The sequence below is a fragment of the Burkholderia catarinensis genome (assembly GCF_001883705.2).
Classification (GTDB): Bacteria; Pseudomonadota; Gammaproteobacteria; order Burkholderiales; family Burkholderiaceae; genus Burkholderia; species Burkholderia catarinensis.
In genome coordinates this window covers 1-24,752 of sequence record NZ_MDEQ02000039.1, presented here as the reverse complement: position 1 = coordinate 24,752, position 24,752 = coordinate 1, and the positions used below count along the sequence as shown (strand labels likewise).

The window sequence follows — 24,752 nt, the reverse complement described above, 5'->3', positions numbered from 1 at the left end:
CACTGGTCACGGTTCGTTGCGCGTGTCGTATCTAACGTGTCATCGGCTCGATCGCGGCGCGCACCGCGTCGATCGTGTCCGTCCAGTTGCCCGGCGCCGGCTGGCGGAACAGCCGCGCGGACGGATACCACGGACTGTCGCCGCGCTCCCGCATCCAGCGCCACTCCGCCGGATCGGGCAGCAGCACCCAGACCGGGCGGCCGAGTGCGCCCGCCAGATGCGCGACCGCGGAATCGACCGCGATCACGAGATCCAGCGCGCCGATCAGCGCGGCCGTGTCCGCGAAGTCGCCGAGCTCGTCGTCGACGCGGCGCACCGGCGCCTGTGCGAGCAGCGCCTCGTCGCGTTCGCGCACGGGCTTTTGCAGGCTGATCCAGTCGACGTCGAGATCGAACAGCGGCGCGAACCGGGCGAAATCGATCGAGCGGTTGTGATCGTTCCGGTGTTCCGGATTGCCGGCCCACGCGAGGCCGATGCGCGGCCGGCGCCGCTCGCCGAGCAGCGCGTCCCACTGGCGCGTGCGCTGCGGGTCCGCATGAAGATAGGCGCCGGCGTGCGGAATGGTGGCCTCCTCGGTGCGGAACGCGTGCGGCAGGCTCAGCAGCGGCGCGTGGCAGTCGAACGCCGGCAGCGGCTCGCCGCGCGCGATCACGTCGGCCGCACCGTGCAGCGACGCCATCAGCGCACGCAGCGGCGGCTGCACCTCGAACACGACGCGCCCGCCGCGCGCCGCCACCAGCGGCACGTAGCGGCAGAATTGCAGCGTGTCGCCGAAGCCTTGCTCCGCATGTACCAGCACGGTCTTGCCGTCGAGCGACGTGTCGCCGCGCCACGCCGGCTGCGTGAACGGGCGGTAGTGCCGCGCCAGCTGCGCGTCGCGCAACCGCCATTCGTACTCGGGCCAGCCGCGCGCGAAATCGCCTTCGATCAGGTACAGCGACGCGCGCGCGAAATGCGCTTCGGCGTAATCGGGATGCAGCGCGATCGCGCGGTCGTACGCGGCGAGCGCATCGTCCGTCCGAGCCGTTTCGAAATGCAGGTTGCCGCGGTTGAGCCAGTTCGTCGCGTGATCCGGACGCAGCGCGAGTGCGCGGTCGAGCGACGCCATCGCTTCGTCGTAGCGGTGCAGGTCCTGCAACACGCTGCTGCGGTTGGTCCACGCCTCGGCGAACCGCGCGTCGCGCGCAAGCGCGGCGTCGTAGCTCGCCAGCGCTTCGTCGTAACGCTTCAGGTAACGCAGCGCGGTGCCTCGGTTGCACAGCGTTTCCGCCGAATGCGGATCGATCGCGAGCGCGCGCGCATAGCCGGCGAGCGCGTCGTCGTAGCGCTTGAGCTGCAGCAACGCATTGCCGCGGCTCGCATGCGCGCGCACGTGCGCCGGATCGAGCGCCAGCACGCGCTCGCAGCGATCGAGCGCTTCGTCGGCGCGGCCGAGCCGCTCGAGCGCGACCGCGCTGTTGTAGAGCGCGTCGATCCGCGCGGGATCGGCCGCGATCGCTTCGTTGAACGCGGCCAGCGCCTCGCTCGGCCGGTCGAGGTCGATCAGCGTGCGGCCGCGCTCGGCCATGATCGCGGCCACGCCGGGCCGGATCGCGCTCGCGCGGTCGAAGCACTGCAGCGCATCGGCCGGCCGCTGCAGTTCGCGCAGCACGAGGCCGCGGTTGAACCACGATTCGAACGAACGCGGGTCGACCATCAGCGCGCGGTCGTAGGTGTCGAGCGCTTCGTCGAAACGGCCGAGCGCACGCAGCGCGCTGCCGCGATTGCAGAGCGCGTCGAGCACGAGCGGCGACACGGCGAGCGCACGGTCGAACGACGCCAGCGCGTCGTCGTAGCGGCGCAGCCCGATCAGCGTATTGCCGCGACGCACGAGCGTCTGCACGTCGTCGGGCGCCGTGCGCAGTGCGGCCGCGAAATGCTCGAGCGCCTCGTCGATGCGGCCGCGCTCGCCGGAGATCGCGCCGAGATCCGACAGCGCGCGCGTGCCGGGCGCGATCGCGATCGACTGGCGCAGCAGCGCTTCGGCGTCGTCGGCCGCGCCGCGCTGGAACTGCAGCACGCCGTACAGGTGCAGCGCCTGAGGATTGTCCGGCTCCTTCGCGAGCACGGCGAGATATTCGCGCGCCGCGTCGTCGAACCGTCCGGCGCTGTGCCAGTTTTGTGCGCGGCTCAGGAGCGCCGCGGATTGCCGTTGTCCGGACGCGTCGTTCCCCGACGCGCCCGCGTGTGCATCATGCCGGTGCTCGACCGTCACGTTCGCCCCCTTCCCGTTTGCCGATGCCGCCGCTGACCCGGCCCAATGGAACCGGTCGCGGCGGTCATGCTCGTGACGAGACTAACGGACGGGCAATAACAGACGTATGACGAAAGTTACGGACCATTTTGCGCGGGGGACGGAACGGCTTTCCGGGCGTGGCCGCGTGTGTCGAACGGCTTCGCGTTCACTGGCCGATCGGGATCGTCCGCACGTATTCGACCGCCGGCGCGCCCATCGTGACCGCGAAGCGCACCCCGCGCGGCAGCGGCATGCCGAGCGACGTGATGTTGCTGATCCCGTGCTGCGCGAGAAACTGCGCGTAGGCCTGTTCGATGACGGTCTGGCTCGTCGTCCATCCGCCGGGCGGAATCCACACGGAAAGCTGCATCGAGCGCGCATCATTGCTGACCACCACGCGCGCGAACGCATCCATGTGATGCAGCGCGTCGTCGACCTCGGCCAGCGAAGCAAGCGGCTGCGACGCGCTGCGCACGAGTTCGCGCCCCTTGAGCTGGTAGCGCACGACCTGCATCTGCGCCGGTCCGCCGCCGATCCCGAGATGGCGCACCATCACGAGTTCGCCCGGGCGGATGCGCAGCGGCGGCCCGAACACTTCGTCGGCCGTCACGAGGTTCGTCAGGTCGAACTGCAACTGGGAGAAATAGCGGCCAAGCAGACGCGTTTGCGCCAGATTCGACGCGATATCGTCGCGACCGCGGATCGTCGCGTCGAGGCCACGCCACGACAGCAGCGCGATCACGGCGAGCAGCGCGATCGCGACCAGCATCTCGATCAGCGTAAAGCCGCGGGCGCGCGCCGCCGCGCGCGGTTCAGCGGCGCGCTTCATTCTGGATCACCGTGACGACTTCGGCGAGCACGTTGCGGCTCGACGCGGACGGATAGACGCTCACCGTCACGCGACGCACGAGCGGGCTCGGCAGCGCGGCCACCGACTGGCGGCACACGAACCGGTAGCGGCCCTGCGGGCACGCAAACGTGTTCGTGCCGACGGACGGCCAGGTCGATGCGATGCGGATCTCGCCGAGCGCGTTGTCGGCGCTCCATAACGCGAGCAGGCGCATGCGCGCCATATCGGTATCCGACGCGAGCGCGCCGATCGCCCGCATCACGGCACCCAGCGCCACCGCGACGATCGCCAGCGCGATCAGCACCTCGATCAGCGTGAATCCCCGTTCCGGCGCCCGCGCCGTGCGCGATCCGCCGCGCGCACGGCGGTTGTAGTCGGTTCTGTCGTCGCACATGACCTGCATTCTTGTCGATGGGTCGGCGTCCGGCGTTCCGGCGTTCAAACCGCGGCGCAAGCCGCATCGCCGGCGCGACGGACGCCGTGCACGGACGTTAAGCGCGGCGTATGGCACACACGTGTCGAATGGTACGGACCATTCGGCACGGCAAGCGCCGGCGCGCATCGCAGCGGACGGGAAACCGAAAACGGGAAACGATCGGGGAAGAACCGTCCGGAATCGGACGGTGAACGGTGAAGACGATCCTCGAGCGGGAATCGATGCGACAGCGGACGCGGCGGCGTCAGGCCGTCACGGCGGCGTCATATTCGGCGCGGGCAAGCTGGCCGGCGGCGTAAGCGTCGGCTTCGCCGCGAAAGCCTTCCCGGCTGAACGCAACGACTTTCACGCCGACGCCGGTCGCCCGCTTCACCGTCAGCGCCCATTGCCATCCGCCGTCTTGTTCAAAGACGTGCAGCGAGGGTTCGAAGGAAGGGTCGAGTAAGGTCACGCGTTTTGCTCCTGCCCCCTTGCGCGCCGCATCGGCAACGCTCGGGGCATGTCGAAAGGATCGCGCCGGTGTACGACGCGCTTCTGCCATTCGTGAGTCTAGTCAATGATTGTTGCGACGCACCATCAGAGGTTTCACTCATCTATCGAAACCGGGCGGTCGATCGAATTTGCCTGAAACCCGCCTGAAACCCATATGGGACGGGCCTCCTGGCCATGTCAGGCAGCAAGGCACAGCCACTCGTGCGGCAACGTGCCGCATGCGTGGCCGATTGCCTGCATCGGCCTTTCGTGGGTCGCAGAAACGGGGCGCGATCTATCCGGCCGGCATCACGTGCCGGAAGGTCAGGTTGACGCGCTCGCCCTGCACGGCCGGCGCCTTCGGCACGCGGTGCTGCCATTCGGCCTGCGTGCGCCCGCGCATCACGAGCAGGCTGCCGTGCAGGAGGCGATAAGCATGGATGACGCCGGTCGCGCGATGGCGGAGATCGAACACGCGCATCGCACCGAGGCTCACCGACGCGATCACCGGCGCGTCGCCGAGTTCGGGCTCGTTGTCCGCGTGCCAGCCGAGGCTGTCCAGCCCGTTGCGATAGCGATTGAGCAGCACGCTGTTGAAGCGCGCACCGGATATCGCCTCGACCGCGTGCTTCAGGTCGAGCACGGCCGGCGTCCACGGCGCCGGCACGTTGCGGATCCCCGAATACACGTACACGGCATCCGGCTCGCCCTGCCACGCGGTGAGTCTCGGCAACGGAATGCGTCCGCGCGGCGTGCGGATCGTGTCCTGCCGCCACGCGACCTCGCCGATCAGCGCGGCCAGCGCGCGATCGGCGTCGGGCGGCGCCAGCCAGTCCGGGTACCAGTCCACGTCGGGCACGGGCGTGTCAGCGAAGAGATCGGGCGTCGACATGTCGGAAGGAACGGGAGAGGAACGGAGCGCGGTGCATGTCTGCATACTAGCCAACGGCGCCGCGCGCCGCCATGCGCTGTCATTCGCCGATGAAGGGAAACCGCCGCGCACCGCGATGCGCTTTCGCGCCTCACGCTATCATCGCGGCGTGTCGCGGCACGCCCTGCCGACGGGCGCCGCGTTCCTCCGCCATGCCGGCCGGCGCGACCCGGCCGCTTTCTTCCCGGACCCCATCATGACGACGCTCTCCGACTCCGCCCTCGATCAACTGTTCCTCACCGCGCGCACGCACAACGCGTGGCAGGACAAACCCGTCGACGACGCGCTGCTGCACCGCCTGATCGACCTGGCGAAATTCGGCCCGACGTCGGCCAACTCGAGCCCCGCGCGCTTCGTGTTCGTCAAGTCGCCCGAAGCGAAGGCGCGCCTGAAGCCCGCACTGTCCGAAGGCAATCTCGCGAAGACGATGGCCGCGCCCGTCACCGTGATCGTCGGCATGGATTTCGCGTTCCACGAGCACCTGCCGCGCCTGTTCCCGCACGCCGACGCGCGCAGCTGGTTCGCCGGCAACGATGCGCTGATCGAGGCCACCGCGTTCCGCAACGCGTCGCTGCAAGGCGCGTACCTGATCCTGGCCGCGCGTGCGCTCGGCCTCGACGCAGGCCCGATGTCGGGCTTCGACGGCGCGAAGGTCGATGCCGAATTCTTCGCGGGCACCGCGATCAAGAGCAACTTCCTCGTGAATCTCGGCTACGGCGATCCGGCCGGCCTGTTCCCGCGCAGCCCGCGCTTCGACTTCGACGACATCGCCCGCATCGAGTGACCGCGCCGGCTAGCCGCGCGTCAACCGGATCAGCGTGATCTCGGACGGCACGCCGAAACGGTTCGGCGGCCCCCAGTATCCGGTGCCCCGGCTCGTGTAGAGCCACAGATCGCCGAAGCGGCTCAGCCCGCCGATCACCGGCTGCTGCAGCCGCACGAACGGCGGCCACGGCAGGAACTGGCCGCCGTGCGTATGCCCCGACAACTGCACGGTAAAACCTGCCAGGTTCGCCGCTTCCGCGCTGCGCGGCTGGTGCGCGAGCAGGATCTTCGTGCCGACGTCGCGCGGCGCACCCGCCAGCGCCTGCGCGGGGTCGCTGCGATGCGCGGGATCGAACCCGCCCGCCGTGAAGTCGGTCACGCCCGCGAGCACCGCGTGCGCGCCATCGTGCTCGATCAGCACATGCTCGTTCAGCAGCACCGTCAGCCCGATGCGCCGGAATTCGTCGATCCACTCATGTGCGCCCGCGTAATACTCGTGGTTGCCGGTCACGAGAAAGCTGCCATGCCGCGACTGCATGCGGCCGAGCGGCGCCGTGTGTTCGCGCAGTCGCTTGACCGAGCCGTCGACCACATCGCCCGTCACGACGACGAGGTCGGCATCGAGCGCATTGACCGCGCGCACGATCCGTTCGACATAGGGCCGCTTGATGGTCGGCCCGACGTGGATGTCGGACAGTTGCACGATCGTCATCCCGTCGAGCGCGGCCGGCAGCCCCGCGACCGGAATCGACACGCGCTTGACCGCCGCCGTGCGGCGCGCGCCGACCAACCCGATCGCGGTGACGAGCACGGCACCGGCCAGCACGCCGAGCGCCGTGTCGGCCGCGGCGCCGCTCCACGCGCCGTCGTGCCCGAGATGCCGCCAGGCGAACACGCCGAGCAGCACGAATTCGCGCAGGAACGTCAGCAACAGCAGCGACGAGAAGAAGCCCATCACGAGCGCGCCGGCCCAGCCGGCCAGCGTCGCGGCCCGGCCTTCGTCGAAGCGGCGCGAGAACATGCCGACCGGGATCAGCACGACGAAACTCGCCAGCACGAGGGCCGCGATCGTGCGCACGACCGGCGACGCGAACGCATCGGGAATGATCCGCATCCCGACGTACAGATGGAACAGCACGCCGATTGCAATGAACCGGACAAAGAAACTTCGCATGGAGCACTCACCTTCGTTGCGATACCGCGTCCGCGACGCGCGTCGCACGGGGCCGTGACGCCCCGTGCCGCGCTTCGCGCCCTACGCACGATGGTACACAGATCCCGGCCGAGACGACCGGTCGCGGCCGGGCGCGGGCACCCGCTCGCCGCCAGGCGAAGACGATGGCGCCGCGCGTCGTCGCACTTGAGGACGGCCGGGCCGAACGCCGGTTGCAGACCTGCGTCGCCGATCTCGGTGCGCTGCCGCGCTTCGCGCGCAATCTCGTCGACGTCGCGCCCGGCCTGCCGGACTGACCGGATTCACGCGCATTTACGCGGCAATCGACCGTTTTCGCATCGACTCCGCCACATCGGCACGGCAAATTACGCCGCGCTTCTTTCGTCTGACGATCCTTTACAGTCCGTTAGCAACCCTACTCGAGCTTGCGCTGGCAGAATCGCGGCGATCCGGCCGCCGCTGCCGAAATACGATGCATGACGGACCGGCACGACCGCCCGAGCGGCCGCGACCGGCCACGGCCCGTGCCGCGAATGCGCGCCGGATGGCTGGCGATCCGCATCGCGCTGATTTATTATCGGCTCCGTATCGCGGAATCATCGTCGCGGCGACGAACCGCATTGCGCCGTGCCCGGCATCCCCTCCCATCGTCGAGCTCGTCACATCATGAGAAAAACAACGCTGCGCGCGCCCCTGCGCGTCGCCGCCGTCCTGGCGCCTGCCCTGCCGCTCGCGGGCTGCGCATCGCGTGGCGCACCGTCCTACGTCCTGTTCGGCGCATATTTCCCGCTCTGGCTCGTCAGCGCGATCGTCGGCGTCGTCGGTGCGATCGTCGCGCACCGCGTATTCGTCGCGACCGGCTGGGCCGCCACGGTGCCCTACCAGCTTGCCGTCTGCTCGGCGATCGGGCTCGTGGTCGCCGTGATCGTCTGGCTCACCGGCACGGGGCCGTTCGCATGAAGGCCGCCGGAGTCGCCCGCCCGTCCACGAAAGGCCGCGTGATCGCGCTCGCGATCGTCGCGCTCGGCATCGCGGCGCTCGCGTACGCATACCACCGCACGACGGCCTACCCGTCCACCGACGACGCGTCGATCGACGCGGACATCGTGCATGTCGCGTCGCCGGTCGGCGGTCGCATCGTGCGGCTCGCGGTGCATGAAAACCAGCGCGTCGCGAAGGGCGACCTGCTGTATGAAATCGATCCCGTGCCGTACCGGCTGACGGTTGCGCAGGCGCAGGCCGACCTCGAGCTCGCGCGCGCATCGCTCGACACGCGCCGCCGTTCGCTGATCGGCGAGCGCTCGAATGCAACGGTCGCCGCCGAGCAGGTCAAGCGCGCGACGCAAAACAACGACCTTGCGACGCGCGACGTGAACCGGCTCGCGCCGCTCGCCGCGCAGGGCTATGTCAGCGCGCAGCAGTTCGACCAGGCGAAGGTCCGCCAGCGCGACGCGGCCGTGTCGCTCGCGCAGGCGCAGGAACAGCAGCGCGCGTCCGCGCAGACGATCGGCGACGAAGCCGATGCAATCGCGACGCTGCATGCGCGCGAGGCCGCGCTGGCCCGCGCGCAGCACGCGCTCGACGATACGGTCGTGCGTGCGCCGCACAACGGCCTCGTGACGGGCCTGAGCGTTCTCGCCGGCGAAACCCTTGCACCGAACCAGTCGATCTTCACGCTGATCGACGCGAGCGAATGGTTCGCCGTCGGCAATTTCCGCGAGACGTCGCTGAATCGCATCGAGGTCGGCGATTGCGCGACCGTCTATTCGATGATCGACCGCAGCCGCCCGATGACCGGCAAGGTCGTCGGCATCGGCGCGGGCATCGCGGACAGCGACCGCATCAACCTGCCGCGCACGCTGCCGATCGTGCAGCGTTCGGTGAACTGGGTGCACGTCGCGCAGCGCTTCCCCGTGCGCGTGAAGCTCGACGAACCCGACGGCAAGCTCGTGCGCGTCGGCGCGAGCGCGATCGTCGAGGTCCGGCATGGCACTGCCTGCCGCTGAGGTCCGCGCGCCGGGCCCGCGCGAAGTCCTGCGACTGCTCGCGCCGTTTCCGGGCCGCACGGCGACCGCCGTGCGGGTCGCGCTGATCTGCGCGCTGACCGCGCTCGTCACGAGCGCGAACGGCACGCCGGAAGCCGCGCTTTCCGCGTACGTCGTGTTCTTCCTGATCCGTGCCGACCGCGTGACCAGCATCGTGCTCGCGACCGCGATGCTGGTGCTCGTCACGATCGTGATCGGGCTCGTGCTCGGCATCGCGATCTTCAGCATCGACTATTCGATCCTGCGGGTCGCGTGCATGGCCGTGCTGTCGGTCGGCCTCCTCTACCTGACGTCGGCCAGCAAGCTGCGCCCGGTCGGCGCGATCCTCGCGATGATCGTCGGCTTCGGGCTCGACCAGCTCGGCCTCGCGCCGTTCGGCGAAGCCGCCACACGCGCGCTGCTCTACATCTGGCTGACGATCGCGATCCCGGTCGGCGTCGCGATCGTCGTCAACCTGCTGATCGCGCCGTCGCCGCGCAAGCTCGCGCTCGCACAGCTCGCGAAGCGGTTGCGGCTCGCCGCGCAGCGGCTGCGAGGCGGCGACACCGCGCGCGACGCGTTCGATGCCAGCCTGCGCGAAGGCGACAAGCAGTTGCTCACGTGGCTCAAGCTGTCGAAACTCGAAGGCACGTCGTCCGCCGCCGACGTCGCGGCATTGCGGCAGGCCGTTGCATCGAGCACCGCGCTGCTCGTCGGCGTCGCGCTGGCCGATCGCGAACCGGATGCGCGGCTGCCCGACGCGTACGCCGCACCGATCGCCGCGACGCTCGACGAAATGGCGGCTATCCTCGAACAAGGCGGCTACCCGGTCGACGTGACGCTCGCGCTGCCGCCGATCGACGCGCTGCCGCCGCTCGCGCGCATCGCCGCGGCGGATCTCCATGCGGCAATCACGCGCTTCGCGGAACCGGCCGTAGCGGACAATGCAACGACGGAGGCAACGGCCGCCGCGCCCAACGCGCACGCAACGGCCCCCGCAACGCCTGCCGCCCCCGAAGCCGCCACGCCGCCGGCGCCGCGCGGCGGCTTCTTCCTGCCGGACGCGCGCACCAATCCCGACCACATCCGCTACGCGCTGAAGACGACCGCCGCGGCGATCTTCTGCTACCTGCTGTACTCGCAGCTCGACTGGTCGGGCATCCATACGTGCGTCGTCACCTGCTACATCGTGTCGCTCGGCTCGACGGCCGAGACGGTCGAGAAGCTCACGCTGCGGATCTTCGGCTGCATGGTCGGCGCGCTGCTCGGCACCGCGGCGCTCGTGTTCGTCGTGCCGTCGCTGTCGTCGGTCGGCCACCTGATGGCGCTGGTGTTCGCCGGCGCGTGGCTCTCCGCGTGGGTCGCGTTCGGCTCGCCGCGCATCGCGTATACCGGCTTCCAGATCGCGTTCGCGTTTTTCCTGTGCGTGATCCAGGGCGCCGGCCCCGGCTTCGACCTGACGATCGCGCGCGATCGCACGATCGGCATCCTGCTCGGCAACGTCGTCGTGTATCTCGTGTTCACGCGCATCTGGCCCGTCAGCATCGGCAAGCAGATCGACGCCGGGCTCGCGGCGCTGGTCGACCAGTGGCGGCGCCTGGTGCAGATCGGGCAGCCGGCCGAGCGGCGCGCGCTCGCGGCCGAAGCGTTCGCGCGCCACGGCGCGATCGCGCAGGAACTCGGGCTGGTCCACTACGAACCGTCGTGGGTGCGGCCGGCCGCCACGTGGCTCGCCGCGCGGCGGCGCGCGCTCGCGGAACTCGGCGTGCTCGAAGGCCCGCTGTTCCTGCTCGCCGAACGCGCGCCGGGAGACGCGGCAATCGACGCGCGTCTCGCGCGCGTCGCCGAACCGCACGACGACGAAGCCGCGCCTCATGCGGATTCCCCCGCGCCGCCGGCCCCCCCGCCGAGCGCCGCCCCCACCGACCCCGCACGCGACGCGCTGCTGAACCTGATCGACACGCGGCTCGCGCACATCGCCGAAGCCGCCCGTCAAGCCACACCGAAGGAGCCTGTCCCTCATGCGCCTACCTGAACCGCCGGCCGCCTCGATCGCCGCCGCCGCCCTCGCGACCGCCGTCGCGCTGGCCGGCTGCGCGACGTCGTCGATCGATCTGGCGCCGGAGGCGTCCGACCGCCCGTGGCAACCTCAAACGTCGGCCGCGGGCGACATCGTGCCGGGCCCGCCGCGCGCGTCCGCGCAAGGCGCGCACGACTACACGCTGCCCGCGTCGCCGGCGCTCGCGTCGGTCTCGCCGCCGGCCGCGCTCGATTCCGCGCATGCGTACACGCTGCCCGAGCTGATCGATCTCGCCGAATCGGCGAACCCGCTGACCCGCATCGCATGGAACGATGCGCGTAATGCAGCGCTCGCGGTCGGCCTTGCCAAAACCGCCTACCTGCCGAAGCTGTCGGCGACGGCGATGGGCGCGTATCAGACGAGCCACGGCTCGACGTCGACGATACTCGGCGACTCATCGAGCGACACCACCGCGCACGGCACCATCTCGGCGCTGTCGCTGCAATGGCTGCTGTTCGATTTCGGCGGCCGCGCGGCGCGCGTCGAAGCGGCCGAACAGGCATCGATCGCGTCGAACGTCGCGTTCACGGCCGTGCACCAGCAGGTGATCCACGACGTGACCGTCGGGTACTACCGCTACGAAGCCGCACGCTCGCGCGCACTCAGCGCGCAGCAGGGCCTCGCGAACGCGGACGCGATCCTCGCCGCATCCCGCGCGCGGCTCAAGCACGGCGTCGGCACGGTCGTCGAGCTCGCGCAGGCGACGCAGAACCGCGCGCAGGCCAACCTCTCGCTCGTGCAGGCGAACGGCACGGAGAGCGACAGCTACCTCGCCCTCGTCTCCGCGCTCGGCATCTCGCCGCTGTCGAAGCCGACGATCGCCGCGTTGCCGAAGCGGCCACTGCCGCCCGCGCTCGGCTCGTCGGTCGATTCGATCGTATCGGACGCGATCGCGCGCCGCCCCGACCTGCAGGGCGCGTTTGCGCTCGAAAAGGCCAATCGCGCGAAGATCAAGGCCGCGGAAGCCGCGTTCATGCCGAAGATATTCCTGTCCGCGTCGACGTCGTATGCGAGCGGCGGCACAGCCATCTCCGCGCTGCCCGCGATCGGCGACCAGGCACCCACCGTCAACCTGAACGGCAGCCGCTACGGCGGCGGCGTGTTCCTCGGCGTGACGATCCCGCTGTACGACGGCGGCCTGCGCTCGGCCGTGCTGATGCAGGCGCGCAACGATGCGGACAGCGCATCCGCGCGCCTCACGCGGACCAAGGAGGAAGCCGTCCGCCAGGTCGTCGCCGCGCAGAACGCCGTGCAGACGAGCCTCGCATCGCACGACGCCGCGAAGGCGCTCGTCGATGCCGCGCAGACGAGCTACGATGCGGCGCTGACCGCGTACCGGAACGGCGTCGGCTCGGTCACCGATGCGACGATCGCGCAAAGCCAGCTGCTCGCGGCCCGGAACGCGGAGGTCGACAGCTACGCCGGCGCGCTGTCCGCGGCCGCCGCGCTCGCGCTCGCGACGGGGACAATCGGCTCGGTGCAGTAGCGCAACCGCCGCCGGGCGGTTGACGCATGTGCGCGCCGCCCACTAGAATGCCGCCCATTCTTCCTTCAGGAACCATCGTGGACAGTTGCAGCACTCCGTTGCGTGCGCCGCTTGCCGCCTGAACGCCTGTCCGACGCAGTTCTCCTGCCCCGGCTCGCGTTCCGCGAGCCCGCACGCCTACCGTTTCACACTGAATGACGCAGTCGCGCGGTACAGTACCGCGCGATGACGGCTGCCTTCGCGTCGCCTTCGGCCTTGCGCCGCGGCGACGCGGGCCGGCATGCGCTCCTCGCACGGCAGGACAACCATGACTTTCGATTTCGCACTCCGTCTTTTCACCGCGTTCGCCTGCGGCGTCGCCATCGGCCTCGAGCGCCAGATGCGCCAGCGCACGGCCGGCCTGCGCACGATCACGCTCGTCGCGAGCGGCGCGTGCCTGTTCGTCACGCTCGGCGTGCTGACCGGCAACGGCGTCGCGGGCGTCACGCAGATCGCCGCCTACGTCGTGTCGGGCGTCGGCTTTCTCGGCGGCGGCGTGATCATGCGCGACAAGGGCTCGATCCAGGGCATCAACACGGCCGCGACGCTGTGGTGCTCGGCCGCCGTCGGCGTGCTGTCCGGCTCCGGTCATTTCATGCCCGCGCTCGCCGGCACGGGCGTCGTGCTGCTCACCAATACGGTGCTGCGCAGTGTCAGCCAGGCGATCAACGCGACGCCGGTGTCGAACGCCGATCTCGTACGCGAATACCAGATCACCGTGATCTGCCTGACGTCCGACGAAGTGCACATCCGCACGCTGCTGTCGAACTCGATGTACGCGAAGCCGCTGTCCTTCCAGAGCCTCACGAGCGAGGACGTAGCCGACCAGCCGGACCGGCTGAAGGTGACCGCGACGCTGAAGCTGCATCCGAAGGATCAGCAGAAACTCGAGCAGATCGCGAGCCGGATGAGCATGGAGAAAAGCATTTCCAGCGTGAGCTGGACCGCGAAGGAAGCGGAGCCGATGATGGAGTGAGCGGCACGGCGGCAGCCGTATTCGGCGCCGCCGCCCGCGCTACGTCAGGGTGTCTCGATAAGCCCGGCCGAGATCGCCTTCACGACCGCCTGGACCTTGTTCGTCGCGCCCAGCTTCTCGAGGATGTTGTTGACGTGGAAGTTGACCGTCCGCTCCGAGATGCTGAGGATCTGGCCGATTTCGCACGCGGTCTTGCCCTCGGCCGTCCAGCACAGCACCTCGCGCTCCCGCGCGGTCAGCGCGACGCCGGCCGCGGGCGACAGCTTCGGCACCATGAAGCGGCTCATCAGCGAATGCGACAGGTTCGCGAGCCAGTTCGTCTGCAGCGTCAGCATGTTGATCTCGGCCGACGTCAGCCGGTCGGCATGGCGCGCGATGCTCAGCAGCCCGAACGCGCCGCGGGCCGCCCAGCTCGACTGCGCGACGCCCACCGACAGCCCGAATTCGTGCGCATCCTGCCATAGCGGGCAAGGGTCGATCCGGTCGGCGTCCGGCCAGACGATCATGTTGGTGCTGCGCGCGCCGTCGCGAACCGTCGAATCGATCTCGATGTAGTTCTGCGCCTGATAGTGCGCCATCCAGCCGTCCGGATAGGTATTGAAGATAGCGACCGCCGGCTTCGATACGGGCATCGGAACGCGAATGCCGTAACAGCAGTATTCGAATCCCAGCCGCTTAGAATAGGCGGCGATCCGCTGGAAGAGCTGCTGCTCGTCTTCCGCGGCACTGAATTGTTGATAGGCATCCTGCCAGCGCAGTTCCATTCGTTCTCCGACAACGTCCGCTGTCATACTTGTCAGGTGCCAGCACCCATTCGAGGCTGATACATTCCGCGCATGACTTCACCTTTGTTGCACCCGGTCCCCGGCCCGTCCCCGGACGGCTACGTGCGCCTGCCAGAAGGCGCACTGGCCGTGCTTGCGCTCGACCATGTCGCAAGCGGCCTCGATGCATCGCTGCTTGCGGAACTGCGCGACAACGCGATCGACGCACGTTTCGCCGGCTATACCGAATGGCATCGCACGGCCAGTGCCGGCGCCCCTTACCTGACCGTCGGCTGGGACTGGTACCTCGAACGTGCGACCGGCACGTTCGTGATCGCGGGCGGCGACGTCCGCAGCAACGTCATGGCCGTCGACGCCACGGGCACCGACATCGGCATGTTCCGCACGGCCGGCGCGCTCGCCGCGCGGCTCGCCTGCATCGACTGGCCCGCCGCGGTCGCATCGGCCTTGCTCGGGCGCAACGACGCCTATCATGCCGGTCCGACGCTCCAGTGACAACCTGCAGCGCATTCCTCTGACAATTTTCGAGATACCGGCGCTCTTTATAAGCAAAAGCGGCGCGGTTTTCAATCCCGTCGATCAAGAAACCGTTACCACGTCCCGAATGGCGTCTTTACGCCCCCCTACCTGTAAGAGTTACCAGTTACACCCTCCTCGTGCCGCGCGCTGTAATGCACGCATACAAAAACACAAATCCGAGGACACCATGCAGACCTTCGTTCACGAGGAAGGGCGGTTACCACACGAACTTGCAGCGGATATCGGGCGCTATCGGCGCCGCGTGTTCGTCGAACAACTCGGTTGGGCGCTTCCATCGGCGAACGAGAGCTTCGAGCGCGACCAGTTCGATCGCGACGATACCGTCTACGTGTTCGCGCGAAATGCCGGCGGCGACATGTGCGGATGTGCGCGCCTGCTGCCGACGACGCGCCCTTACCTGCTGAAGTCGCTGTTCGCCGACCTGATCGCCGAAGACATGCCGCTGCCGCAATCGGCCGCCGTCTGGGAGCTGTCCAGGTTCGCGGCAACCGACGACGAAGGCGGGCCGGGCAATGCCGAATGGGCCGTGCGCCCGATGCTCGCGGCGGTCGTCGAATGCGCGGCGCAGCTTGGCGCGCGGCAGTTGATCGGCGTGACGTTCGCGAGCATGGAGCGGCTGTTCCGCCGGATCGGTATACACGCGCACCGCGCAGGCCCGCCGAAGCAGGTGGACGGGCGTCTGGTGGTCGCGTGCTGGATCGATATCGATCCGCAAACGTTTGCGGCATTAGGAATCGAGCCGGGGCAGGCAGCCCGGCAAGCCATCGCCGCCTGAGCCGGAACGCGTGTTTCGGTCCGGGCGGCATCGTAACGAAGGAGAACCAACGTGGACCAGTCTCAGGTCTTTCGCGCGATGTTGCCCGGGTTGACGAGCGCCAGCGGCGCCCGCATTGCGGTCGCCTATCCGTCGTTTCCCAGGCCGCTGCCGCTCGTGCGGCTCGACCGCCGCGGGCTCGTGTTTCGTGCCGCCGGCGCCGCGCCGCTCGTCTGCGGGCTGCCGCGCGCGGCCACGCTGCTGGTCGCGGACGAGCCGCTGTGCTCGCTGCGCCTCGTGATCCGCGACATTGCCCCGGCGGGCAACGGCCGGCACGACCTGACGATGCAGCCGTCCGGCGCCGCCGGCGACGAATTGCTGTGGCATGCGCTGCGCGACCACGCACCGTACCGGCAGATTCAGCACCCGCTCGCGCCCGTCGACACGTCCATCGCCACCGACAGCGAACCGCACGCAACGGCCGGCGAATCCGCGCCGCGCCCGTCGCGCAGCGCGGCCTTCCGCCTGCCGTGCCGCAGCGACGCGTTGTTCTTCGCCGACTGGCTCGAATATCACTTCGACGAGCTGCGCGCACTGTCGCAACAGCACGGGCCGCAATTGCAGCTCAACCAGCTCGAACGACAAGTTGCCGACGATGAGGTCGGCGTGCGCTTCGTCTACGACATCGACGGGCACGCGACACGGCACGCGCTGACCGACTGTGCGCGCGAGGCCTGCGCATGGATCGAGACGGAGATGCGCGACAAGTACGCGCTGCCTGTCGCGCAGGAGCGGTTCAGCGCGTTTGCGGCGCACGCGCGGGCCGGCGGCAAGTGAGCGCGGCAACGGCAGCCAGTTGCACGGATACCACAGGGCCTTGCAAACCCTCGGGTTTTCCCTTACATTTACGTCTGTCTCCTCCATGTCTCCAAACATGGATTCAGCCCGCTCAAGCAGCGGGCTTTTTTATTTCAGGATGACTCTAGCACCACACTTCGCTGGACTACGCCACAGCCCGATACAGCAGGTTTATCAATAACTTAGGCGAGTTCAACATATGCCGGTGCTTTCCACGCAGAACTGACCCACTTACACGGGTAATTTCCATCTGAAACTGACCCACGTGATAACCCTAACCTGCTGCTTTTAGTGGCAGGAGCACAGGAGTGATTGACGTGGGCTGGAACCGGCAAGACTCACATCGCGACGCCGCTGGGAATACAAGCCCTCGAGCGTCACCACCGACGGGTTCGGTTCTTCTCGACGGTCGAGTTGGTCAATGCGCTCGAGCAGAAGAAGGCCAGTGGAAATCCTGGACAGATTGCGCATCGGCTGATGTATGCCGACATGGTCGTGCTCGACGAACTGGGCTACTTACCCTTCAGCGCCTCCGGCGGGGCTCTGCTCTTGCACCTGCTCTCCAAGCTCTATGAGAGGACCAGCGTGGTGATCACCACCAATCCGAGCTTCAGCGAATGGGCAAGTGTGTTCGGCGATGCGAAGATGACCACTGCGCTGCTGGACCGGCTGACCCACCACTGCCACATCCTGGAGACTGGCAATGACAGCTTCCGGTTCAAAAACAGCTCGGCTCAGCCGGCTGTTGCCACCTCAGCAAGAAAGGAGAAGACCAAGAACTTATCCACAACGTGAGCTGCTCGGCTCACAAAGAGGGTGGGCCAATATTCGATGGAAATCCTGGGTCAGGATTGCATGGAACTCAACAGATATTAAAGGTATATCTTGTAAACTTGGAGTCAATCGGGCGCCTTGGGTTGCCTAAGTACTTGAAAGGAAACCGTCATGCTTGAAATCGAACCGCTCTGCTTCTCGTCCGACTGCCCTAGCCGGGCCTTGTTCGACCAGATCGCTGACAAGTGGTCGATGATGGTGTTGGCCGTGCTTGATGACGGTCCGCAACGCTTCAACGCGATCCGTCGTCGCCTGCAAGGCGTCACCCAAAAAGCGCTCACCCAATGCCTGCGTCGGCTGGAGCGCAACGGCCTGGTATCGCGAGAGGTGATTTCGCTTTCGCCGGTCGCGGTGCAGTATCGAGTCACGCCGCTGGGCCGCACGCTCCAACAGCCTTTTCAGGCGCTGCACGAATGGACGCTCGCGAAGCTGCCGGAGGTCGATGCTGCTCGGCAGGCGTTCGACGCCGCTGCAAGTGGAGCGACAAGTCCGCAGGGAAGGCTGATTCACTCGATTGCATGAACGCGTCGGCCAACCGACAGATACCTACGGAACGACGTGACTTGATGCGCAGATGAAAACGCAGCCAGCGGGTTTCGTCCGGCGCTGTACGCGGGCTTGGGCCTTTCGTACGCGGGCAGTCAATCTCGGTGCCTACTTCGACCAGATCTACACATTGATTACTCAGGCTCGTTCGACTAGGAACGAGCCTGAGTGCCGCCGCTGCTCTTACGCACGAGGTCACGACCGACGGCTCGAAAGCCCAAGCGCCGAGGACTATTCCCTGGCAGTAGGTTTCCTAAAACCTACTAGGGCGACGAAAAGTGCCTAATCGACACTAGGTGTATTTTCTATACCATGTCGATGGTCCTCACTTTGAGGCAAGCGGTCCAAGCCGTAACCGTCGTTCGTCACTCTTGCCGGCAAGTTGCAACCCGCCAATCGTTCATCCGACGGGAAGCACTTCGTTGGTCAAGCCGCGACTGACTAATCGTCGAGCGCGGGCGGACATTCAATAAAATTTAGTATCTGAAGAAAACATGGAAAACCTAGAGCTTTTAACCTCTTTGAGTAACAAAGAGCTCACCTTCAAGAATCGGGTATTCATGGCGCCGATGACAAGAGGTCGATCCAAGGATCAGGTGGCCAACGAATTGACTGCAACGTATTACGCGCAGCGTGCATCGGCGGGTCTTATTTTCACGGAAGGCACCCAGATCAGCGCCCAGGCGGTTGGCTGGACGAATACCCCAGGAATCTATACTCCCGAGCAAATAGCAGGGTGGAAGAAAGTAACCCATGCAGTTCATGAAGCCGGTGGTCTCATTTTCGCCCAGCTATGGCATACCGGGAGAGCATCTCACCCTGATTTTCATGGTGGAGAACTCCCGGTCGCGCCATCGGCAGTCCCCTTCAATAGCCAGGCGTTCACGCCAGAAGGCATCAAACCCTCTGTGACCCCACGCGAACTGACTATTGATGAAATCAAGTCCACCATTACAGACTATGAAAAGGCTGCGCAGGCCGCAAAAGATGCAGGCTTTGATGGCGTCGAGGTTCACGGTGCAAATGGTTACTTGCCCGCGCAGTTTCTGGAAGACGGTTCAAACAAGCGAACCGACGATTATGGTGGCACCGTTGAGAAGCGGGCGCGGTTCCTGCTCGAGGCCACTGATGCTGCGATAAAGGTCTTCGGATCGGCCCGTGTCTCGGTCAGACTGTCGCCGCGCATTCCGTACAATGACATGGGCGACTCCAATCTCGAGCGGACCTACATGTACGCGGTGGAAGCGCTGGAAAAGAAAAACGTTGGGATTCTGCATTTCATGGAACCGGCGACCCTGCCGGAAGGCGCTAAACCTCTGGCGCCCGGAGCTCGCAAGCGGTTCTCAGGGATGTTCGTGTTGAATGTTGGCTATGACCGGAGGTCTGCGGAACAGGCGCTGCAAGCCGGCCTGGCCGATGCAATCACATTTGGCACGCTGTTTATCAGTAATCCTGACCTGCCGGAACGCTTCCGCCAGGACGCTCCGCTGGCGACCGCGGATGCTTCTACATACTACAGTGGGTCCGAAGAAGGCTATACAGACTACCCGCCGCTGGCCTAGTCAATCGCGATCGAAGCGGAATAGCGTGAAGTTCAGGACTTGATGTGAGTTGCCTCGCTCCGTCACGCGCCGTGCCCGCCGGGCACGGCGTTTTCATTTGAATGGATTTCGATGCGACGGCGTATCCGGGAACGCCCTTTACCGGTTCGACGGCCGCAGGGACCCAAGTCGCACGCAGCGCTGCCGGTACTGTCAAGCGAGTGCATCAGGAGTTGGGCGGCAAATCGCCCAACATCATCTTGCGCAGCGCCGATCTTGCATCTGCCGATGAGGGTGGTGCGGCGCAGATCCTGCTTAACTGCGGACAGTCCTGCAGCGCGCCATCGCGGATGCTGGTTCACGTCGATCAGCTCGCCGAAGCGATCGGCTATGCCCGCAAGGCCGCCGAAACCTGGTCGGTTGGGCATCCTTCATCCAATGCGAAGCTGGGGCCGGTCGCCTCCGAAGCCCAGTGGAGCAAGATTCAGCGTCTGATCCAGGCTGGGCTCGACGAAGGTGCCACGTTGGTGACCGGCGGACTTGGCCGCCCGGATGGGCTCGAGACCGGCTTCTACGTCCGACCGGCGGTCTTCGCCGACGTGCGCAATGACATGACCATCGCACGCGAAGAAATCTTCGGCCCCGTGTTGGTCATCCTTGCCTATTCCGACGAAGAGGACGCCGTGAATCCGGCTATGCCGGACGCACACCGGCGGGCCGCAACCAGTAATGGTGGTGCACCGCAAATACCAGCGCGACCAACACGACAAGTACCAGCAGCAGGTACAGCCAGCCCTTTCTGGTCGGCGGCAGGTCTGCCAGAGCACCCAGGTCGCCCGTCAGGGCCATCAGCGCGACCATTGCCAGCCCGGCCAGTACCAGCGTCCCCTTTGCCACCCATCCAAAGGCAGCCCCCAGTCCAACTGCCCATCGCGACTGGCGATAAGGTCCGGCAACCGGCCGACGAAGATCGGGCTTACCCATTCCTCGCCTCCCGTCCGGCATGCGCGTATTCGCGCGTCGAGCGGCAGGCGCTGTCGAAGGCAGGAATTCGAGGGGCTTGCGGACGAGCAGCCGCTGCGACGGGGGGCACACACGGGATCGGAAGCGTCATGTTTTTTCTTTCGTGAGACGAGTTCGACGATTCGGTTCGTTTGGCCGGAACGAATCGATATCGTTCGATACGGCGAGTATCTCCCGAAACACGATCCGCCCGCCTCGCGCAATCCTGATCGGCCGGCTTATCATTGACCGGCCCGCCACTTCCCCCGAGGCCATCTTGCACGCCCATCTTCGCATTGCCCGCCCGGTTGGCAATCTCGCCAGAACCGAGCGCATGTATCGCGACGCCCTCGACCTGTCGGTGCTCGCGCGCTTCGAAGATCACGACGGCTTTTCCGGCGTGATGCTCGGACGCGAAGGCCTCGACTATCACTTCGAATTCACGCACTGCCCCGACCATCCGATCGCGCCGTCCCCGACGCCCGAGGATCTGATCGTCTTCTACCTGCCCGATCGCCCGGAATGGGAAGCCGCATGCGAACGCGCGGCCGCGCACGGTTTCATGCCCGTGACGTCGTTCAATCCGTACTGGGAAATATCAGGCCAGACATTCGAGGATGCCGACGGCTACCGGATCGTGCTGCAGAACGCCGCATGGCGCTGACAGGCAATCACGCCCAAGCCCGCACCGTTACGCGCTGACGTTGCCGCCCGGGCGCGCGACATACACAACGTGCCGCCGCAGCGCATGCCCTTCCGGCAATGCGGGATGATCGAAATCGCGTTCGGGATGAGGCTGCATGCCGAGCCGCTGCATCACGTGTTGCGATCGCTGGTGGGTGTCGGCCGTCCACGCGAAGATCTCGTCGAGCCCGATCCGGTCGAATCCGTCGACCAATACCGCGGCGGCCGCTTCGGCAACATAGCCATACCCCCACGCGTGGCGGGCCTGCCTCCACATGATCTCGACGCATGGCGCCATCGGATGCATCGCGCGCACTTCGTGCGACAGGCCGCAAAGCCCGATCAGCATCGCATCGGCGCGACGCTCGACCGCCCATGTACCGAAACCGTGTGCGTCGAAATGCGCTTCGAAGCGCGCAATGACGTCGCTCGCCTCGTCGACGGACATCGAGCCGCGCGCGAGCCACGCGGTCACGTCCGGATGCGCATGCATCGCCGAAAGCGCGCCCGCATCCGCCGGCCGCCAGCGACGCAGCGTCAGACGTTCGGTTTCGATCTTCGATGGCGTGGTCATGGTTGAGCCGGATCGCACGGGCGGCGACGCAACGCAGGTAACGTCGCGGGCCCGGATGCAGATCGGATGGGAGGGAAATCGCGATCGTCACCTCGACCGGCGACGATCGGAAGAGCAAGCGGCAAGAAACGGGCGCCGGCGCGCCCGCGGCGATTACTCGTTTTCTTCGAAGTAATGCCCGAACTTCGTCTGCTTCGTGCGGATATAACGCTCGTTCTCCTCGCGCACGGGCACCGCGAGCGCCACGCGTTCACAGACGGGAATGCCGTGCTTCGCGAGCGTGTCGAACTTCTCCGGGTTGTTGCTCATCAGGCGCACCGACGTCACGCCGAGGATCCGGAGGATCGCGGCAGCCGAGTCGTATTCGCGGGCGTCGTCGGGCAGGCCGAGGTCGAGGTTTGCCTCGACGGTGTCGCGCCCCTGCTCCTGCAGCGCGTACGCGCGGATCTTGTTGCTCAGGCCGATCCCGCGCCCTTCGTGGCCGCGCAGATACAGCAGCACGCCGCGGTCTTCGGCCGCGATATAGCGCAACGCGAGATCGAGCTGCTCGCCGCAGTCGCAGCGGTACGAGCCGAACACGTCGCCGGTCAGGCATTCGGAATGCAGCCGTGTCAGCACGGACTGCTCGCCGGCGACGTCGCCCATCACGAGCGCGAGATGTTCGGCATCGCTGCCCGATACGCGAAACGCGTATGACGTGAACGTACCGTAGCGCGTGGGCAGCGACGCGGTGGCAACGAGCGTCACGCACTCGTCGGCCTGGCCATTGCCCGGCGTGGGCGATTGGGGACGCGAAGACATCATGAATTCAATCGAAACGTTCAGGAATATAGGAATTGTGTGGATAGTGCGTGACCGGAGTTTACCGCTAATCTGGAAACGTCACGCGACTGCCGCCGCCCGCCCGGCTATACTGGGCTCGTCGGGTGACGCGCATCACGCCCTGCCTTCCCTGCATCGACCTGCACACGGAGAAAGCGAATGAGCACCACTGTCGCGCAAATTCTCAAGGCCAAGCCGGATTCGGGCCGCACCATCTACACCGTCACGAAGAGCGATTTCGTCTACGACGCCATCAAGCTGATGGCGGAAAAAGGCATCGGCGCGCTACTCGTCGTGGACGGCGACGACATCGCGGGCATCGTCACCGAGCGCGACTATGCGCGCAAGATCGTCCTGCAGGACCGTTCATCGAAAGCCACCCGCGTCGAGGAAATCATGACGGCGAAGGTGCGCTACGTCGAACCGTCTCAATCCACCGACGAGTGCATGGCGCTGATGACCGAGCACCGGATGCGCCACCTGCCCGTCCTCGACGGCGGCAAGCTGATCGGCCTTATTTCGATCGGGGATCTCGTGAAGAGCGTGATTGCCGATCAGCAGTTCACGATCAGCCAGCTCGAACACTATATCCACGGTACGCCCGCGGTCACGTCCGTCTGATCCGCCGCAGCAAAAAAGGCCCAAACGCGTAAGCGTCTGGGCGGAAAGCCGCCGGCATGCGGCGACGGAGGTTCTGCTCCTGCGGGCGAACGACGCGCGCAGATGGCGCGCGTCTCGTCGATCAAGCGGTGCGCTCGGGCAGACCCGGGACGTTCAATCAGTTACCGAAGTAGACCGAGTTCACGGGATTCTGCGCTTCCCGCGTCATGCGGCGGCCCGCTTGCCCGGCACCCGTCGCCACGGCACCGTAGCCGCTCGTATCGGCCTGCGCGAGCATCGGCTGGTTCGGCTGGATCCGCTGTTCGGCGGCCTGGATGTTGTTCGGATATTGCGAATCGCTCGCCAGCGGCTTGTAGCCGTTCTGTTCGAGTTGCACGAGTTCGGCCTTGACCTGGTCGCGGGTCAGCCCCTGCTCGGACTGCGCAAACGATGCGATCGGTGCGGCAAGGACGGATGCGGCGATGGCTGCGTAGATGATCGACTTCATGATTTACCTCCGGAATATGTTCTCTTTAGACGTCGCCTCGGCAGGACTGTCTGAAGCGATTGAACCCAGTGTAGTTCTCGCCACTCCAAGGGGAAACCCTTAGTTTGAACATACAGCGTTGCGATTTTGGCAAATATCACCCACTGTTTCCGAACGGAGCCGGTGCAACTTGCTTCATTTGCACAACAATTGCTAACGAAACGCCGACAGCCGAATCACATATGCAGAAGGTTGTGTTGTAAAATCGTAAGGTTTTAATCGCCAGTCGATATTCCATCCACCATGTACGCGCTCACGCCCCTTTCGGTTTCGCTGTCCGGCCCGGCCGGCGTGCGCGCGCGCGCCGGTCATCCGGCGCCTCCCCTCGCTCGACGCACGGCCCAGGCGCCGCTCGCCCCTGCCCGGCGCCTGATCTGACGGCTCGGTCTCCTCCCGGAGCCAGGTCAGACAGGCTCCGGGCGATCCTCATAGGCACACCACGCCTGCCCTTGCCGATCATTTGGAGAATTGCCATGAAACAACGCCTTTACCAGTTGACCGAACTCGACGTCGCTCGCCTCGAGAAACACGCCGAGCACAACCCGCGCTTCCAGACGATGCTCGACACGCTGCTCGAGCGCGCCGACATCGTCCAGCCCGACGCCATCAAGGCGAACGTCGTCACGATGAACTCGCAGATCACACTGCTCGACGAAGCGACCCAGGAACAGGCCACCTGGACGATTGTTTATCCGGACGCGGCCAATCTCGAACTCGGCCGCCTGAACGTCTTCTCGCCCGTCGGCATGGCACTGCTGGGCACCCAGCGCGGCCAGTTGGTCAAGGTGATGCAGCCGAGCGGCGCCGAAAAGCTGATGAAGGTCGCCGCGATCGTGTTCCAGCCGGAAGCCAACGGCGAATACACGCGCTGACGCCGCCGGCCGGCCGGCGCCGCGCTGCAACGGGCGCGTGTCAAGTCCTGGAATAGGTTGACAGTATCCAGACCCTAGAGCGCCCGATGCACCGCATCGGGCGTTTTGTATTTCAGAGCGGCATGTGGCCGCTCGTGGTTATAGATGCGAACCGACTGTTCGACCATCTTGGCGGCCTGCTCAAGGTCAGCGGGACGTTGCAACAGGAACTCGCCCTTGAGGATGCCGTTGACCCGCTCGGCCAGAGCATTCTGATAGCAGTCGTAGCCGTCCGTCATCGAACAGC

27 protein-coding genes and 2 pseudogenes are annotated in these 24,752 nt (G+C 66.3%); 17 read left to right on the top strand and 12 right to left on the bottom strand.

Annotated features, from left to right (window positions below):
- Positions 1 to 31 precede the first annotated feature (31 nt).
- The 5 genes from BFF94_RS34770 to BFF94_RS34750 form a co-directional block, all read right to left on the bottom strand.
- Positions 32 to 2,254 carry a tetratricopeptide repeat protein gene (locus BFF94_RS34770; RefSeq protein WP_219140369.1) on the bottom strand — a complete coding sequence of 741 codons (2,223 nt, stop codon included), beginning with the start codon at positions 2,252 to 2,254 and terminating at the stop codon, positions 32 to 34.
- Positions 2,255 to 2,441: 187 nt separating this feature from the next.
- Entirely contained in the window at positions 2,442 to 3,104 is a 663-nt protein-coding gene (locus BFF94_RS34765) for a PulJ/GspJ family protein (RefSeq protein WP_128841627.1), read from the bottom strand.
- On the bottom strand, positions 3,088 to 3,519 hold the full coding sequence (gene gspI, locus BFF94_RS34760) for a type II secretion system minor pseudopilin GspI (protein WP_201260353.1): 432 nt from the start codon (positions 3,517 to 3,519) through the stop codon (positions 3,088 to 3,090). Before gspI ends, BFF94_RS34765 begins: the two co-directional genes overlap by 17 nt.
- 286 nt (positions 3,520 to 3,805) lie before the next feature.
- A complete protein-coding gene (locus tag BFF94_RS34755; protein ID WP_128841629.1) occupies positions 3,806 to 4,012 on the bottom strand; it encodes a hypothetical protein in 207 nt (68 codons plus the stop codon).
- A gap of 315 nt (positions 4,013 to 4,327) precedes the next feature.
- The gene (locus BFF94_RS34750) at positions 4,328 to 4,924 is read right to left on the bottom strand and encodes an alpha-ketoglutarate-dependent dioxygenase AlkB family protein (protein ID WP_128841630.1); all 597 of its coding nucleotides are present in this window, start codon (positions 4,922 to 4,924) and stop codon (positions 4,328 to 4,330) included.
- 235 nt (positions 4,925 to 5,159) lie between these two features.
- On the opposite strand from BFF94_RS34750, the gene BFF94_RS34745 reads away from it, so the two are divergent.
- Positions 5,160 to 5,747 (top strand): malonic semialdehyde reductase, encoded by a 588-nt coding sequence (locus BFF94_RS34745; RefSeq protein WP_128841631.1) that lies wholly within the window; start codon positions 5,160 to 5,162, stop codon positions 5,745 to 5,747.
- Between the two features lie 9 nt (positions 5,748 to 5,756).
- Here the strand turns inward: BFF94_RS34745 and BFF94_RS34740 are convergent, their stop codons facing one another.
- A complete protein-coding gene (locus BFF94_RS34740; RefSeq protein WP_219140368.1) occupies positions 5,757 to 6,902 on the bottom strand; it encodes a metallophosphoesterase in 1,146 nt (381 codons plus the stop codon).
- 164 nt (positions 6,903 to 7,066) lie between these two features.
- Between BFF94_RS34740 and BFF94_RS38265 the strand changes: the two genes are divergently transcribed.
- The 6 genes from BFF94_RS38265 (at position 7,067) to BFF94_RS34710 (ending at position 13,507) form a co-directional block, all read left to right on the top strand.
- The gene (locus BFF94_RS38265; protein WP_281426432.1) at positions 7,067 to 7,198 is read left to right on the top strand and encodes a hypothetical protein; all 132 of its coding nucleotides are present in this window, start codon (positions 7,067 to 7,069) and stop codon (positions 7,196 to 7,198) included.
- 370 nt (positions 7,199 to 7,568) lie between these two features.
- Positions 7,569 to 7,862 carry a hypothetical protein gene (locus tag BFF94_RS34730; protein WP_128841632.1) on the top strand — a complete coding sequence of 98 codons (294 nt, stop codon included), beginning with the start codon at positions 7,569 to 7,571 and terminating at the stop codon, positions 7,860 to 7,862.
- A complete protein-coding gene (gene mdtN, locus BFF94_RS34725) occupies positions 7,859 to 8,908 on the top strand; it encodes a multidrug transporter subunit MdtN (protein ID WP_128841633.1) in 1,050 nt (349 codons plus the stop codon). The genes BFF94_RS34730 and mdtN overlap by 4 nt, the downstream gene beginning before the upstream one ends.
- Positions 8,889 to 10,961 (top strand): FUSC family protein, encoded by a 2,073-nt coding sequence (locus tag BFF94_RS34720; protein WP_128841634.1) that lies wholly within the window; start codon positions 8,889 to 8,891, stop codon positions 10,959 to 10,961. The genes mdtN and BFF94_RS34720 overlap by 20 nt, the downstream gene beginning before the upstream one ends.
- A complete protein-coding gene (locus BFF94_RS34715) occupies positions 10,948 to 12,492 on the top strand; it encodes a TolC family protein (protein ID WP_219140367.1) in 1,545 nt (514 codons plus the stop codon). The genes BFF94_RS34720 and BFF94_RS34715 overlap by 14 nt, the downstream gene beginning before the upstream one ends.
- 307 nt (positions 12,493 to 12,799) lie before the next feature.
- The gene (locus BFF94_RS34710) at positions 12,800 to 13,507 is read left to right on the top strand and encodes an MgtC/SapB family protein (RefSeq protein WP_128841635.1); all 708 of its coding nucleotides are present in this window, start codon (positions 12,800 to 12,802) and stop codon (positions 13,505 to 13,507) included.
- A gap of 44 nt (positions 13,508 to 13,551) precedes the next feature.
- Here BFF94_RS34710 and BFF94_RS34705 read toward each other — a convergent pair whose 3' ends face one another.
- Positions 13,552 to 14,271 carry an autoinducer binding domain-containing protein gene (locus tag BFF94_RS34705; RefSeq protein ID WP_128841636.1) on the bottom strand — a complete coding sequence of 240 codons (720 nt, stop codon included), beginning with the start codon at positions 14,269 to 14,271 and terminating at the stop codon, positions 13,552 to 13,554.
- A 72-nt stretch (positions 14,272 to 14,343) separates the two neighbouring features.
- Here BFF94_RS34705 and BFF94_RS34700 point away from each other — a divergent pair, with 72 nt between their 5' ends.
- The 7 genes and pseudogenes from BFF94_RS34700 to BFF94_RS34670 all read left to right on the top strand — a co-directional run.
- The gene (locus BFF94_RS34700) at positions 14,344 to 14,787 is read left to right on the top strand and encodes a DUF4902 domain-containing protein (protein WP_128841637.1); all 444 of its coding nucleotides are present in this window, start codon (positions 14,344 to 14,346) and stop codon (positions 14,785 to 14,787) included.
- A 211-nt stretch (positions 14,788 to 14,998) separates the two neighbouring features.
- On the top strand, positions 14,999 to 15,607 hold the full coding sequence (locus tag BFF94_RS34695) for an acyl-homoserine-lactone synthase (RefSeq protein WP_128841638.1): 609 nt from the start codon (positions 14,999 to 15,001) through the stop codon (positions 15,605 to 15,607).
- Positions 15,608 to 15,658: 51 nt separating this feature from the next.
- Positions 15,659 to 16,423, top strand: coding sequence for a hypothetical protein (locus BFF94_RS34690; protein WP_219140366.1), 765 nt, complete (start codon positions 15,659 to 15,661; stop codon positions 16,421 to 16,423).
- Between the two features lie 345 nt (positions 16,424 to 16,768).
- Positions 16,769 to 17,239, top strand: a pseudogene (locus BFF94_RS34685) (ATP-binding protein); the annotation flags it as partial.
- Between the two features lie 150 nt (positions 17,240 to 17,389).
- On the top strand, positions 17,390 to 17,800 hold the full coding sequence (locus BFF94_RS34680) for a winged helix-turn-helix transcriptional regulator (RefSeq protein WP_128843869.1): 411 nt from the start codon (positions 17,390 to 17,392) through the stop codon (positions 17,798 to 17,800).
- A gap of 518 nt (positions 17,801 to 18,318) precedes the next feature.
- Complete coding sequence (locus BFF94_RS34675; protein WP_128843870.1) at positions 18,319 to 19,386, top strand: alkene reductase; 1,068 nt, start codon at positions 18,319 to 18,321, stop codon at positions 19,384 to 19,386.
- 101 nt (positions 19,387 to 19,487) lie between these two features.
- Positions 19,488 to 19,994: pseudogene (locus tag BFF94_RS34670) on the top strand (aldehyde dehydrogenase family protein); the annotation flags it as partial.
- Positions 19,995 to 20,058: 64 nt separating this feature from the next.
- Here BFF94_RS34670 and BFF94_RS34665 read toward each other — a convergent pair.
- A complete protein-coding gene (locus BFF94_RS34665) occupies positions 20,059 to 20,349 on the bottom strand; it encodes a hypothetical protein (protein ID WP_128843871.1) in 291 nt (96 codons plus the stop codon).
- A gap of 295 nt (positions 20,350 to 20,644) precedes the next feature.
- Here BFF94_RS34665 and BFF94_RS34660 point away from each other — a divergent pair, with 295 nt between their 5' ends.
- The gene (locus tag BFF94_RS34660; protein WP_128843877.1) at positions 20,645 to 21,031 is read left to right on the top strand and encodes a VOC family protein; all 387 of its coding nucleotides are present in this window, start codon (positions 20,645 to 20,647) and stop codon (positions 21,029 to 21,031) included.
- A gap of 27 nt (positions 21,032 to 21,058) precedes the next feature.
- Here the strand turns inward: BFF94_RS34660 and BFF94_RS34655 are convergent, their stop codons facing one another.
- Together BFF94_RS34655 and ribA are read right to left on the bottom strand one after the other, a co-directional pair.
- The gene (locus BFF94_RS34655; protein WP_128843872.1) at positions 21,059 to 21,625 is read right to left on the bottom strand and encodes a GNAT family N-acetyltransferase; all 567 of its coding nucleotides are present in this window, start codon (positions 21,623 to 21,625) and stop codon (positions 21,059 to 21,061) included.
- 153 nt (positions 21,626 to 21,778) lie between these two features.
- Positions 21,779 to 22,429 carry a GTP cyclohydrolase II gene (gene ribA / locus BFF94_RS34650; protein WP_128843873.1) on the bottom strand — a complete coding sequence of 217 codons (651 nt, stop codon included), beginning with the start codon at positions 22,427 to 22,429 and terminating at the stop codon, positions 21,779 to 21,781.
- A gap of 177 nt (positions 22,430 to 22,606) precedes the next feature.
- On the opposite strand from ribA, the gene BFF94_RS34645 reads away from it, so the two are divergent.
- Complete coding sequence (locus BFF94_RS34645; protein ID WP_128843874.1) at positions 22,607 to 23,068, top strand: CBS domain-containing protein; 462 nt, start codon at positions 22,607 to 22,609, stop codon at positions 23,066 to 23,068.
- 157 nt (positions 23,069 to 23,225) lie between these two features.
- On the opposite strand, the gene BFF94_RS34640 is transcribed toward BFF94_RS34645, so the two are convergent.
- The gene (locus BFF94_RS34640) at positions 23,226 to 23,555 is read right to left on the bottom strand and encodes a DUF4148 domain-containing protein (protein WP_128843875.1); all 330 of its coding nucleotides are present in this window, start codon (positions 23,553 to 23,555) and stop codon (positions 23,226 to 23,228) included.
- A gap of 512 nt (positions 23,556 to 24,067) precedes the next feature.
- On the opposite strand from BFF94_RS34640, the gene BFF94_RS34635 reads away from it, so the two are divergent.
- Entirely contained in the window at positions 24,068 to 24,466 is a 399-nt protein-coding gene (locus tag BFF94_RS34635) for a GreA/GreB family elongation factor (RefSeq protein ID WP_128843876.1), read from the top strand.
- A 74-nt stretch (positions 24,467 to 24,540) separates the two neighbouring features.
- On the opposite strand, the gene BFF94_RS34630 is transcribed toward BFF94_RS34635, so the two are convergent.
- On the bottom strand, positions 24,541 to 24,752 hold a 212-nt coding region (locus BFF94_RS34630; protein WP_219140071.1), incomplete at its 5' end, for an integrase core domain-containing protein.